13 protein-coding genes are annotated in these 13,500 nt (G+C 41.8%); 9 read left to right on the forward strand and 4 right to left on the reverse strand.

The genetic code is table 11. The annotated features are described in order from the left end of the window. Window positions 1–4: 4 nt before the first annotated feature. On the reverse strand, window positions 5–475 hold the full coding sequence (locus F824_RS0102255; protein WP_019596221.1) for a ribosome maturation factor RimP: 471 nt from the start codon (window positions 473–475) through the stop codon (window positions 5–7). A gap of 427 nt (window positions 476–902) precedes the next feature. Here F824_RS0102255 and F824_RS0102260 point away from each other — a divergent pair, with 427 nt between their 5' ends. From F824_RS0102260 to rodA, 5 genes are read left to right on the forward strand one after another with little or no spacing between them, the layout of a single operon-like run. After that, window positions 903–1,931, forward strand: a complete 1,029-nt coding sequence (locus F824_RS0102260; protein WP_026333451.1) for a rod shape-determining protein — start codon at window positions 903–905, stop codon at window positions 1,929–1,931. Window positions 1,932–1,938: 7 nt separating this feature from the next. Beyond that, entirely contained in the window at window positions 1,939–2,775 is an 837-nt protein-coding gene (mreC, locus tag F824_RS0102265) for a rod shape-determining protein MreC (RefSeq protein ID WP_019596223.1), read from the forward strand. Next, window positions 2,765–3,286 (forward strand): hypothetical protein, encoded by a 522-nt coding sequence (locus F824_RS0102270; RefSeq protein WP_019596224.1) that lies wholly within the window; start codon window positions 2,765–2,767, stop codon window positions 3,284–3,286. The genes mreC and F824_RS0102270 overlap by 11 nt, the downstream gene beginning before the upstream one ends. Continuing rightward, window positions 3,286–5,085 carry a peptidoglycan D,D-transpeptidase FtsI family protein gene (locus F824_RS0102275; RefSeq protein WP_019596225.1) on the forward strand — a complete coding sequence of 600 codons (1,800 nt, stop codon included), beginning with the start codon at window positions 3,286–3,288 and terminating at the stop codon, window positions 5,083–5,085. The genes F824_RS0102270 and F824_RS0102275 overlap by 1 nt, the downstream gene beginning before the upstream one ends. A 1-nt stretch (window position 5,086) precedes the next feature. Continuing rightward, window positions 5,087–6,361, forward strand: coding sequence for a rod shape-determining protein RodA (rodA, locus tag F824_RS0102280; protein WP_019596226.1), 1,275 nt, complete (start codon window positions 5,087–5,089; stop codon window positions 6,359–6,361). 188 nt (window positions 6,362–6,549) lie between these two features. Here rodA and F824_RS0102285 read toward each other — a convergent pair whose 3' ends face one another. From F824_RS0102285 to F824_RS0102295, 3 genes are all read right to left on the reverse strand, one after another. Beyond that, on the reverse strand, window positions 6,550–7,134 hold the full coding sequence (locus F824_RS0102285) for an HD domain-containing protein (protein WP_019596227.1): 585 nt from the start codon (window positions 7,132–7,134) through the stop codon (window positions 6,550–6,552). A 26-nt stretch (window positions 7,135–7,160) separates the two neighbouring features. Continuing rightward, a complete protein-coding gene (locus F824_RS0102290; RefSeq protein ID WP_019596228.1) occupies window positions 7,161–7,736 on the reverse strand; it encodes a Pycsar system effector family protein in 576 nt (191 codons plus the stop codon). Window positions 7,737–8,206: 470 nt separating this feature from the next. Continuing rightward, window positions 8,207–9,343: an ATP synthase subunit B family protein gene (locus F824_RS0102295; RefSeq protein ID WP_019596229.1), complete on the reverse strand. Its 1,137-nt coding sequence runs from the start codon at window positions 9,341–9,343 to the stop codon at window positions 8,207–8,209. Window positions 9,344–9,375: 32 nt separating this feature from the next. Between F824_RS0102295 and F824_RS0102300 the strand changes: the two genes are divergently transcribed. Genes F824_RS0102300 through recO form a run of 4 tightly spaced genes read left to right on the forward strand, consistent with a single transcriptional unit; the run spans window position 9,376 to window position 13,318 of the window. Beyond that, entirely contained in the window at window positions 9,376–9,702 is a 327-nt protein-coding gene (locus F824_RS0102300) for a 2Fe-2S iron-sulfur cluster-binding protein (RefSeq protein WP_019596230.1), read from the forward strand. Window positions 9,703–9,707: 5 nt separating this feature from the next. Beyond that, on the forward strand, window positions 9,708–10,292 hold the full coding sequence (locus F824_RS0102305; protein ID WP_019596231.1) for a thymidine kinase: 585 nt from the start codon (window positions 9,708–9,710) through the stop codon (window positions 10,290–10,292). Between the two features lie 6 nt (window positions 10,293–10,298). Beyond that, window positions 10,299–12,629: a type IX secretion system anionic LPS delivery protein PorZ gene (porZ, locus tag F824_RS0102310; protein WP_019596232.1), complete on the forward strand. Its 2,331-nt coding sequence runs from the start codon at window positions 10,299–10,301 to the stop codon at window positions 12,627–12,629. Further along, window positions 12,629–13,318, forward strand: a complete 690-nt coding sequence (gene recO / locus F824_RS0102315) for a DNA repair protein RecO (protein WP_019596233.1) — start codon at window positions 12,629–12,631, stop codon at window positions 13,316–13,318. The genes porZ and recO overlap by 1 nt, the downstream gene beginning before the upstream one ends. Window positions 13,319–13,500: the final 182 nt, after the last annotated feature.

Below are 13,500 nucleotides of genomic sequence, written 5' to 3' on the forward strand. Positions count from 1 at the left end.
TTTTTTACTTAAAAGAGACTAATATGATTGATTTCTTGATTTGGTCCAGTGCGATGGAGACTTCTTCCTCTTTGGCTTTTTCACCTTTTGGTTTTTTCTTTACTCCTATCTGAATCGCAGACTGATCCACACTTATTAATTCACCCTCGACTTCAGTGCCGTCTAGCAATGATATTTTTAGGTTTCGGCCAATATTTTTCATGTATTGCCTTTTGGAACTCAACGGAAAGTCTAGTCCCGGTGAGGAAACTTCCAGAATGTATGCATCCGAAAGCAATTCCTTTGCTTCGATTTCTTCCCCAACATGGCGGCTAAGCAACGCACAAGTGTCAATATTCAAACCACCATCGGCATCAATTAGGATTTTAACCTGTGGTTTGGGACCCTTTTCTATCACTTGAACATCTACAACGAAATGTGTTTCATCCGGCAGGTGCTTTTCTACAATTTCCTCAATAGTCTGTTTCAAGCTCATTTTTCAAATTTCCATAATGAAAGAGGGGACTTGATGTCCCCTCTATTTACTCGGTTAATACTTTGCAAATTTAATAAAATATTTTCCATAAAAAAAACAACCTTGGGAATCCTTTGATTTTAAGCGCTTTTAAATAAAGCTGTTATCTACCTATAAGCTACTTTTTAAAGAGGGCTTAGCATTTGGTACAGGGATTGTTACATTTGTTATGGTCAAAAAAAACACCATTAACGGACTTGGAAAATATTTCCGAAAACAGTGCCATTTTGAGCTTTCACGCCAATTGAAAAGATACTTTTAAAAAAAAAACGCTTTCTTATTATAAATCGGGATTAAGGTAATAATTTTGCCAACCCGCGTTTCATGTTCTGCATAGGGTATGCGAACTTTGAACGGTCTTCAAAAATCAAATCAATCAAAAAACATAATGGGATTATTCGATTTTTTCTCCAGTGACATTGCTATCGACTTAGGCACAGCGAATACGCTGATTATACATAAAGATAAAATAGTGGTAGATGAGCCTTCTATCATTGCTATCGACAGGACCACCAATAGGGTGCTTGCGGTGGGCAGGGATGCGATGAATATGCACGAAAAAACGCATGAAAACATCAAAACCATTCGTCCTTTGAAGGATGGGGTGATTGCGGATTTCTTTGCAGCGGAACAAATGATCCGTGGCCTCATCAAAATGATCCCAGGTCATAAAAAAGGGATGTTTCCACAATCACATAGAATGGTGATCTGTATTCCATCGGGAATTACCGAAGTTGAGAAAAGAGCCGTAAGGGATTCTGCAGAACATGCAGGAGCCAAAGAGGTATACATGATATACGAACCTATCGCCGCAGCCATCGGTATCGGGATAGATATTGAAAAACCAATGGGATCCATGATTGTGGATATCGGAGGAGGAACTACTGAAATTGCGCTGATTGCACTTTCGGGAATCGTGGCAGATCAATCCATCAGGGTGGCTGGTGATACCTTTACCAAAGATATCCTGGATTACATGAGAAGACAGCACAATTTGTTGATCGGCGAGCGTTCTGCAGAGAAAGTTAAGATTGCGATCGGGTCGGCATTGACGGAATTGGACGATGCTCCGGATGATTATGAAATAAGAGGTCGTGATCTCATGACTGGTATTCCTAAAGTCATCAAGGTCTCTTATTCAGAAATTGCCTTTGCCTTAGACAAATCTGTTTCCAAAATTGAGGAAGCTGTTCTAAAGGCTTTGGAGATCGCACCACCAGAATTGTCTGCTGATATTTATGACAATGGAATTCACCTTACAGGTGGAGGCGCTTTGTTGAAAGGTCTTGACAAAAGGCTTCACCAAAAAACCAAACTTCCAATCCATATCGCTGAAGATCCGTTAAGGGCAGTGGTAAGGGGGACAGGCACAGCCTTGAAGAACATTGCCAATTTCAGAACCGTTTTGATGACCTAATGATTAAATGCAGCGCATTTTACTATTTCTTTATAGCATAAGAGCCCTTCTTTTATTTATATTTTTGGAGGCGGTTGCCATTTGGTTAATCGTCTCTTTTAATTCCCAGCAAGGGTCGGTGTTTTTTAATAGCTCTAATCAGCTGAGCGGGACAATTCTTGGATATAGAAGTGGTGTGATGGATTATTTTGCATTGACTTCCGTAAACAGGAATCTGATGGAAAAAAATGCCGAATTGCTCGCAGAATTGCAAAAGTTCAAAAATCCACCGGACAGTGTTTTCATTCCCCTTGATTCCGCCTTATTCGGGGACATCCAGTTTAAGGGAGCAAAAGTGATCAACAATTCCATCAGGCTTTCCCAAAATTTCATTACACTGAACAAAGGTGCACTCCAGGGATTGAAAGAGGGAATGGGAGTGTTCAATGAGGAAGGTGTCGTGGGCAGGGTAAAAGGGGTTTCCGAAAATTTTGCGACTGTCATTTCTCTTTTGCACACGGATTTATTGATTTCCTCAAAAATTAAGTCGACCGAGGTGTTTGGGTCCACGAAGTGGGATGGTTTGGATTCTAAAAAAGCCAAATTGCTCTATATTCCCAGACACGTAGACATCAAAGTTGGGGATCAAGTCGTGACCTCTGGGTACAATGCGGTATTTCCAGAGGGGATTTCCATAGGGACCGTTTTGGAAGTCAAACAGGGTACAGACACGAATTATCTTGACATCACGATTGAGCTGACTACTGACTTCACCCGCATTTCTTATGTTTATCTAGTTGACAATTATAAAGTGGTTGAGTTGGATTCCCTTTATCAAACTACCGGAATAAAAAATGAACAATAGCAGGATTTTTTTATTGATTGTAAGCTTCATTGTTTTTCTGTTGTTGCAGATACTGGTGTTGAAGAACCTTGTGCTTTTTGGGACCGCATTTTGTTTCCTTTATGTGCTGTACATCCTGCTACTCCCAATAGAGATCAAGACCGTTCCTACCTTGATCATTGCTTTTGTGCTGGGGATGGGAATCGACCTTTTTTATGACACTTTGGGCGTCCATACAGCGAGCATCCTTGCCGTTGCTTTTGTCAGGAGACGCTGGATCAAAATGATCACGCCAAGGGGAGGATACGATGACGATTTACAGCCATCGGTACTGAATATGGGCTTCGGATGGTTCTTTACGTACAGTATTCCGTTGATTTTGCTGCACCACATTTTCTTTTTTTATATTGATAATTTAGGAACTGGTTTGTTCCTGTTTGTTGTTCAAAAAATAGTTGCAAGTGCTATTTTTGTGTTTATAATGAGTATTATTGTTCAGCTGTTGTTCTACAGAAGAAGGAGAGGAATTTAATGAATGACCAAAGGCCGTTAACCATCATCGTAGTAGTAGTACTGGTTGGATTGGTATTGTTGACCAAACTATTTTTAATTCAAGTCGCCGATGACAGTTTTTTGAAAAGGGCTGAAAGAAATGCCATTCAAAGAGTCGTTGATCATCCCTATCGTGGACTTGTCTATGATAGAACGGGCAAGATTATGGTCTATAACAATCCGATTTTTGACCTGATGATCATTCCGAAGGAATTTCAGGTACGCGATACTGCGAGGTTTTGTGAGATTTTTAGGGTCAGCAAAGAGCATTTGATTGAAACCTATACAGCTGCCAGAAAATACTCCTCGGTAAAACCTTCTACACTCATCAAGCAGATTTCCACCACGGATTTTGCGAGGATCCAAGATTATTTGATTGACTATCCAGGACTCTTTGTCATGTCCCGATCAGTGAGGTCGTATCCACAGGCGAGTTCGGCCAATACACTGGGTTATATTGGAGAAATCAGTGGGAATCAATTGGGGCGAGATACTGTAAAGTATTATCGACAGGGTGATTATGTGGGGTTGAGTGGTATGGAGGGCTTTTATGAAAAGGAACTCCGTGGTGTAAAGGGTGTCAAATACAAAATGGTGAATGTTCGGGGTGTGGACAAAGGCCCCTTTAAAAACGGGGAATACGATACTGCTTCCGTTGCGGGGAAAAACGTGACTTCTTCCATTGACCTTCTTCTCCAACAATACGGCGAAATGCTAATGGCTGGAAAAAGGGGTTCAGTGGTTGCGATAGAGCCGAAGACTGGCGAAATCCTTTCCATGATCTCTGCTCCAAGTTATGATCCAAACGTGCTGACGGGTGCGCAGTTCAGTACCAATTACATGTTGCTCAACAAAGACGATACGAGGCCCCTTTTCAATAGACCGATCATGGCCATGTATCCTCCGGGATCGATCTTCAAGATTGTACAGTCGCTTGTCGGACTTCAATCCGGGATTTTGAATGTCAATACTACTTTCGCATGCAACAGATCGCTTGTAGCCTGTCACAACCATCCAAGTCCAGTGGATCTTTTTGGGGCTATTCGGAATTCCTGCAATCCCTATTATCACCAAGCATTTAGGGCAATCATCAACAGGGAAGTGTCAAGCAACACTTTCAAGGACACTGAAATTGGCCTGAATGAATGGAGGGAATCCGTGATGAAATTTGGATTGGGTTCTCCTCTCGGATTGGACATGTTCAATGAAAAAGGGGGCTCAATTCCTTCCAGCAAACTTTATGACCGGGTATATGGTGCTGGGAGATGGAAATATTCAACCATTTACTCCCTTTCCATTGGTCAGGGTGAAATGTTGGTGACGCCCTTGCAAATGGCAAATTTGGCTGCGGTTTTTGCCAACAAAGGGTATTATTATACCCCACATCTGATCAAGGCGATAGACGGAAACACTGATAACATCCCGGAAGAGTTCCGTACAAAACATGAAGTTGGCGTAGATGCCCATCATTTTGATATGGTTCAGGATGCTATGGCGCAGGCCATCTATGGAACCGCGGCAAGGGCAGTGATCAAGGATATCGAAATAGCGGGAAAAACTGGAACAGCTCAAAATCCTCAAGGAGAAGATCATTCTGTATTCATCGCATTTGCCCCAAAATCCGACCCCAAAATTGCCATTGCGGTATATGTGGAAAATGCGGGTTGGGGAGGAAGGGCCGCTGCAAGCATCGCCAGTCTGATGATTGAAAAATATTTGAGGGGAGAAGTCACTAGACTAGAGTTGGAAGAATACGTGCGGGTAGGTAAATTCATGTGATTTGAGACAGGACGATTTATACATCAATAAGATAGACTGGATTACCATTGGCATTTATGCTTCATTGGTAATTATCGGTTGGTTCAATATCTATGCGGCCGTGTATGACGAGCAGGCGGCTAAAAGTATTTTTGACTTTTCGATCAATTCCGGTAAGCAATTGGTTTGGATCGGTACAGCGCTACTGTTGATTACGGTCATCATGGTGGCCGATTACCGATTGTTCGAAAATCTTTCCATAATCCTCTATGGGGTTTTTGTGATCTTCTTGCTGATTACCCCATTTTTTGGGAAGGAGATCAATGGCCAGCGGGCATGGTTTGAAATCGGTGCATTCCGTTTACAACCCGCAGAATTCGCGAAATTTGCTACGGCACTTGCTTTGGCAAAGTTTATGGAGCGGCCGAGTTTTGACTTGAGTCAAGTCAAATATCAGCTTCAAGCGTTGGCCATCATCATGATTCCGGTGTCACTTATCATGCTGCAGCCAGATACAGGGACCGCTATGGTGTATTCCGCATTTTTTGTGATGCTTTACAGGGAAGGAATGCCTCAGCGGTACTACGTTTTGGGTTTGACATTTATCACCATTTCCCTATTGGCCTTGGGCATTGAAAACAATCTTTACCTTGTCATTGGTGTGGCTGTCGTGCTTGGTGTACTCAATTTCATGGGCAAAAAAAGCCTCAGGAGGAGCCTAAGTCTTTTGGCTATTGGGGCTGTGGTGATAGGCTACAGTTACAGTCTGGATTTTGTGGTTTCCAAGTTGCCGACGCACCAGCAAAATAGAATTATGGTATTGTTCAACCCCGATTTGGATCCATTGGGTGTGGGATGGAACGTGACCCAATCCAAAATCGCCATCGGATCAGGTGGTTTTTGGGGAAAGGGGTATTTGGAGGGAACACAGACCAAATTTGACTTTGTGCCCGAACAACATACGGATTTTATTTTCTGCACCTTGGGTGAAGAATTCGGGTGGGTAGGAAGCATTGTCGTCGTATTCCTGTTTTGTTCTTTGCTGATCCGCTTGATAATCCTGGCAGAGAGGCAGAAAAACAGATTTTCGAGGGTTTATGGCTATTGTGTGATCTCGCTATTGCTCTTCCATTTCTTGATCAATATCGCCATGACCATAGGCTTGTTTCCCGTGGTGGGGATTCCGCTTCCCTTCTTTAGTTATGGGGGATCCTCTTTATGGTCCTTCACGATCTTGTTGTTTATTTTCATCAAGCTGGATTCCCACAGAATTCAGTTTTTGGGGAGGATGAATTAAACCCGACATATGCATTCCCCTTTCAAAGGGGCTTGAATCTGCAAGAACAGCATGAGATTGCTAGAATGGTTCGTGTCGCCGGTATGGTGAAGTCAAAAAACAATAAACAAAGCCTGACGATTAGGGGATTTCAGGATGCAATAGAGAAGAGCATGCATGAAAGGGCTAAAAACCCGATACAAAACGGGTTAAACTTCTTTGCCTTTTTTGATTTGATTGAGCCAAAACTGCTTTTTGGGTTCTCGGTGTTTTTTGGCGAAATGGGTGTGGAAGGCATGCTCCTGCAAAAATTTGATCTGAAGCATGCGCCACTCCTCTTTATTTTTCAAAAAATTCAAGGCCTTGAGTTCTTCAAATAGTTTTGCACTGATTTCCGGATAATCATCCCGACCAAGATAATCCAGATCTGCATCGCAAATGATTTTCTGAAGGTCGGTCTCAGGCGTCTGGGGGATTTTTGTGGCCATGACCATTCGATACACTTCCTCGATATGGTTAGGGTCCATTCCAAGATTTTTCATGATTTCAGATGCCATTTCTGCACCAACTTCCTCATGGTTCAGGGGGGATTTTAAGAATCCCAAATCATGGACAATGGCCGCAATGCGGATAAGGTGGGCTTCTTCACCCGATAGGTTGAATGCATTGATATACTGGTCGCAGACTTCCAGTACATCCAAAGTATGTTCGAGTCCATGGTAGGTAATGTGTCTCGGTAATTCTTTGGCCAACAGCCCAAAAACAAATTTCTTTAGTTCGAAGTAGCCTTTCATAGTTTAACATGTATTATTATTCAAGCCTAAAAAAACCAAGAGAATGTTCGAACTGAATAAGTAAAAAGAAATATAAACAATAAAACGATATTTAGTGCCAACAAACGGATGGATTTATTAACAAAACCAAATTTTGTGGAAGCGATCTTGGCATTTATAAAAACCTGTTCTCCCAATTGGCCAAAAAGAATTTCTTTTTCGTTGCTCACTTGGTAAAGATGTTTTGAATATTCTTTGATGGTACCGAAGCCTTTTATTACATCATCAAAGAAAAAAACATTTTTGTCATAACTGCCTAAGATCATGGGTAAAAAACACTTGAAGCTAAAATAAATGGAGAGGATGGTCACCACTAGCCATAAACCCATAAAGGTGATGATGAACCAATCGTTTTTGGCCATTTCCAGAAAAATGTCCAGGTATTTGAAATACAGATTTAAGATAATGCCATAAAAAGACAAAATCAGTCCCGCCTTTATTTCCGAAGCTTTGATCATTCCACTCAGATAATTGATCAAAAACCAATAATGATCTACCAAATCGCCCGTGATTTCATAATTGGGATTATCGGGGACCTCAGGCATTTTGTGGGTATCGTCCATATAAACTGTTTGATTTTAATTCAATAAAAAATATCCGAAAGGGCAATTCGGGAAAGCCTCAATTGTATCAGGTTTACCTCAAAATCTAATTGACCTTAACCATTTCAATGGAAAAGATCCTATAGAAAGGCTCACTCCAATAAAAATCAATATAAAACTACCGAACCTATCAAATATAAAAAAATATTTGGGGTTTTGGACTGATCCAGCAAACCCTTTTCATCCCAGGTTTTCCTGCGCTTATCTAGATTGATTCCCCTTTATTTTTTAAAAATGCGGAACTCCATAATCAGCCTTGAACCCATATCATGTATTGTCAATCATATTTACGCCTGTAATTACCTAATAACCAGTAAATTGAGTTTTATTTTTGATTCCGCCATGTCGGTACTATGCGATATTTTCCAAGTAGTCTGATTTTCTTACAGGTTCATCCCCATTCGGAAACCTAGTGCATGTTTTGGCTTGACTCAGCCTTTCTGGTCGAATTTTCTGAATATAAGCTGTAAAAATTCCACGACAGGCTCCGAATCTTTATCCCAGTTGAGTTCTTCCACAAAACGGAGATTCAGCAGGTTGATGGCGTCAATAAAACTATCACAATTGTCGATGGATTTCAGGGTATGTTTCAATAGATCGGGGTTGCCATCAAACAACTCCTTTGTAAACATAAAGCGCTGGTTGATGCTCACACTTTCGGCAAGTTTCCCAATGGTGCCTTTCATGATCATGTATTCTTCCGACTCAAAACGTTCCCAAGCTTGTAAGGGATCAATGGCTCTACTTCCGGTGGCATGCTTCGGAGATTCTACAACGACATTGGATCCAATGATGATTTCTTCCTCACGAATTTCAGCAGGTGAGTCAACGTGGATTTCTTCTTTTTTTGCATCCATCGCCTCATTTGCCTCTGCCAAGAAATCCTGAACAGATTTTTGGGCCTCTTCTTTTTCTGCCTTGATTTGTTGTTCACTTTGCTCCTTGATGTCAACAAACAGTGCTTTATAATCCAATTGAGTAATTTGATCTAAGCTTTTCAACAAGCTTTCAGCAGATTCCAATTCATTCTTTTTGGCTTCAAAATTTGTCAACAACGCAGCATTATACGCTCCATGTGTATGGCCCAACCCAGCTTTGTCAATGAGGTTGTTGATCAGGATGCTGTGCCATTTGTAATATTTTTTGTTCTCTTTAAGAAAATCATTCAATCTGTTGGAATCCACTTTTTCAAATTCACCGGTATAATAAGTCAGGGGATCTACCGCCAAAAAAATAGTAAAGGCCAAAGCTTCAGCCAATAAAGGTTCAAATGAATTTCGGTCGATTTTTATATTTCGGGAAAGCACATTCATGAATTCGCCCAGCGCTTCATGGACAGCTTTGTCCCTGTAATCAAAGTAAGGATTGCTTTTTAATTTTTCCAATTCCAACTGCCATCCTTCAAAAAGTGCTTTGAGGATGAAAAAATTGACTTGTGGAGAGGGTGTGAGCTGAATGATGTCTTGGCCAGACATGTATTGTTTATTCCTGAAATAATTTTCACAAACCGTATTGGTAAATTCACTCACGTAGCTTTCTAAATATTTGCTGTTTATTTTAGCACACATAATCAATTGTTTTGGTTTGGAGATCAGAAATCATGCTGAAAATCATTATCGAAAATTTTAATCATCAAGAAATCGTGTCTCAGGTAGACAACCGTAAAGTTATAGAATTAATCCATGAAAACTATATAGATTGGATGCATGCATGCGGGAAAAAGGGAAGATGTACTTCTTGCAAAATGGTTGTGACCAAAGGGTTTGAAAACCTCAGCCCGCTGACCGATAGCGAAGAATATTTTAGGGGAAACGGAAGGTTAAAAGTGGATGAAAGGTTATCTTGCCAAGCTAAATTGATGTATGGGGAGCTTTCCATAAAAGTTCCAGAAGAGCAAAAGCTTCCCCATTTGGATTACTCCGAATAAGACCCATGTTTATAGAACCCTCCATAGGAAAAAAGAGTCAACACGAGAAGAAAGGCCATATAGAAGTAATATGTGGCTCCATGTTTTCGGGAAAAACAGAAGAATTGATACGAAGGCTGAATCGTGCATTGATTGCCAGACAGAAAGTTGAGATTTTTAAACCATCAATAGACAAAAGGTACCATGAATTTGACGTGGTATCCCATAACGAAAGTGCAATTCGATCTACCCCGGTAAATTTTGCAGATGATATTATTCTATTGGCAGGAGATTGCGACGTAGTAGGAATCGATGAGGTTCAGTTTTTTGACCAACAGATTATCCATGTTGCGGCTGTTTTGGCAAATTCCGGAAAAAGAGTCATCATGGCTGGACTGGACATGGATTTTGAAGGAAAGCCATTTGATCCCATGCCACAATTATTGGCCATAGCCGAATATGTCACCAAGGTGCATGCCATCTGTATGAAATGTGGGGACTTGGCTTCCTATTCCTTCCGGCTCTCCGATGCAAAAGAAAAAGTGATGGTCGGGGAGAAGGAAAGCTATGAAGCCCGATGCCGGAAATGCTTTTTGGAGGACAAAAAATAGGGCGCGATGGGGGGAGGTATTCGTGGCCTGCAAATGGAGAGCACAACAAGAAATATTTTCTTTCAGAGGATGATTCCCGTGTCTTTTGATTGGACTGGACAGCGTAAAATCGATATGATTTCAGGAAATCCCAAGAAACGGCTTTTTTTGAAATCGGTTGGGCTTTTCTTATTGCTAATTGTCTTTTCGGTTTTTCCTCCGAATGCCAATTTAATGGCCCAGTCCGATATTCCGGTAGGAAGTTGGCGATTTCACCAGTCGTATCTTGATGCGGGTTTTTTAAAAGGGGATGATCGGACTGTATTCTATCATGCCGCTGAAGCGATTTCTTTTTTTGCAACCCATGATCTGTCCCCTCGTGCCATCACCAAAATGGATGGACTGTATGGGCAGGCTTTTACCGCAGCAGCGTATGACTCGAAATCCAAGTTGTTTATGGTGTCTTATCCCGACGGAACATTGGATGTCATTGGGGAGAAATCGATCAAGTCCGTTTATGACTTGAAAGACAATGCACAAATATTGAACAAAAGAATAAGGGGAATCAAAATTTTCGAATCTTCGGCATTTTTAATGGCTGATTTTGGATTGGCGCAAGTCGATCTTATGAATGGGCAGTTTTTGGATGCTTTTCTGAATATCGGTCCTGAAGGATCCAATTTGCCGATTTTTGACATGTCCATGGATGAGAAATCCATTTATCTCGCCACCGAATTGGGGATTCTGAAAGGTGAAAAATCCAAAAATCTAAAGGATTTCAGAAATTGGGAATTGTTGGCCAGATCCGTAGATGGTGGATTCCACTCGATCGAGGAATTGGGAGGAAAGTTTTTTATGAGGGGGGCGGATCTTCAACTTTACCTCCTTCAGGAAGACGAAGCTGAATTGATCTTTGGTACTTATGGAAGCCATATGCTCAAAAAATTTGGTTCTGGACTGTTCTTTGTCCAAGAGGGAACGATAAACAAGCTAACGGCCAATGGCTCTTTTTCGGGTTTTTACGAATCGGACAATATGGCTTTCACAGATTATCATGTCGTCTCAGATGACCTGTATCTGAGTGTTCCGGGAAAAGGAATTTTCAAAACGGGAGACAATAAGTTCATCTTTGCCAGCGGTCCGCAAACAAAAATCCAGAAATTCATTTGGACCGTTTCCGGTGTTTTTGCGATTCCGTATTTTGTAGATGCACAGGGAAATAGCGCCGCTTCAGAGCGCAATGCCGCTTCAAAACTGGTTGAGGGGATTTGGGAAAAGGTTGAAGTTCCAAAGAACACCACGGAGATGGTGAGCATTCAGGATGTTCGCTATTTTGGCACCGATGGGGATGGCTTGTGGAAGGAGCAAAATGGGACATTGGAAAAGTTGAATTTGCCTGGAAATAACGGTGGGTCCAAAGTTTGGGCCCTAGCCAAAGATGCTCAAAACCAGCTGTGGGTTGGGTTTGGCGACAATCAAGAAAGACTTGTCAAAATCAAAACCAATGGTGATTGGGAAACCATACCCGTTCCTGGGCTACAGTTCGCCTTCAAAATCCGTATGGACAAAGCCAACAATCTTTGGATTCTCCAAACCCCCGCTGGAGGATCCCCAAGGATAAGGGTTTTCAATGCCTCGAGTGGTTTGAACAGGCTGCTTGGGAATGCGGATAATCAAGGGGCTTTTCCTCCAGGACAATTGCTGGATATGGACATAGACCAAGCAGATAATTTGTGGTTGGGGATGAGCAGTGGGGTGGTTTATCTTCCGGCCGTATCTGGGACAAACACAAATTCGGGGATCAATGCTATTCAACCCCTTTTCGAAAACAGAAATTTGCTCAACGGCCAGAGCGTGACTTCAGTGAAAGTTGCCCCTGACCAAACCAAGTGGTTTGGAACCTCCTCGAATGGCCTTTGGCATTTCAATGAATTTGGGAATGGATTATTGGCTCATTTTACAAGAGACAACAGTCCGCTGCCGTCCAATACGATCCGAAATTTGACCCTGGATCCATTGACGGGAGCGCTATTGATGGTGGTGCCCAATGGGGCGCTTTCCTTTCGTGGGGGAAGTATGAAGGCTTTTGAATCATTAGAGGCATTAAAAATTTATCCCAATCCGGTGCGTCCGGATTTTGTGGGATATCTGAGTATAGAAGGGTTGACAGATTTTGCCTTCATCAAAATAAGCAATGCTTCCGGAAGGGTCGTCTATTCGGCCCAGGTGAGGGGAGGGAAAACCACATGGAACCTCCGAAATGGCGAAGGTGGTAAACTTTCGCCTGGTGTTTATCTGGTCTATACCAGGGATGAGGGAGGCAGTGAAAGCGTTTCAGGTAAATTCGTGGTGTTGTAATGCTAAAAAAGACTACCGGTATTGTCATCAGCTACATCCGATATCGGGAAACCTCTATCGTGGTGAAAATCTTTACGCGAGACTTGGGCTTGAAATCCTACATCGTCAATGGGGTGAGAAGTAGTGGTTCCAAGGGAAAAATGGCTTTGTATCAGCCCTTGACCCTATTGGAATTGGTGGTTTATGACAAAGAGGGCGCCGGGTTGAACAGAATTTCGGAGGTCAAGCTTTCAAGAGCATTTCAAAGAATTCCCTTTGATTTCTTCCGGTCCGGTGTGGCCATGTTTGTGGGAGAAGTGCTCGGCAAATCCATTTATGAAAACTATCAGAATGAATCCCTTTTTGACTTTCTCTACGAAGCAGTAAGCCATTTGGATGAGGAAAACGTGTCCTTACCGATTTTCCCGGTCGTGTTTTTATGGGAAACCTCCCGGTACTTGGGTTTTGCGCCAATGGATGCCGAATCATTTTTTGACGAAATCGAGCTTAAGGTGACATCTCCGGATTTTATTGCGAGGGAGAAGGAATATCTTGACCACCTGATCCAACATTCCTTTGCCTGCGAAGAAAAAATCCCGGCGGTGTACAGAAGGAGTCTGCTGGATCATTTCTTGGTTTTTTATTCCCAACACTTGGAAAATTCTTCAGAATGGAAATCTGTAAAGGTCCTCAGGCAATTAATTATTTAAATAATTAAGTCTAAGGATGAATTATTTGCGTATTAATAATGTAAACCGTAATATTGTAATGTCTTGGGAATTAAAGGTCCTCTCCCCGGGGATTAATATTATCCTGAATATCTTTTTATTTCATTGCGGTAATACTCAACTCACATCATTTCACACATCATCATTATCATTCAATCATTTCA

The organism is Rhodonellum psychrophilum GCM71 = DSM 17998 (assembly GCF_000381545.1).
Lineage (GTDB): Bacteria > Bacteroidota > Bacteroidia > Cytophagales > Cyclobacteriaceae > Rhodonellum > Rhodonellum psychrophilum.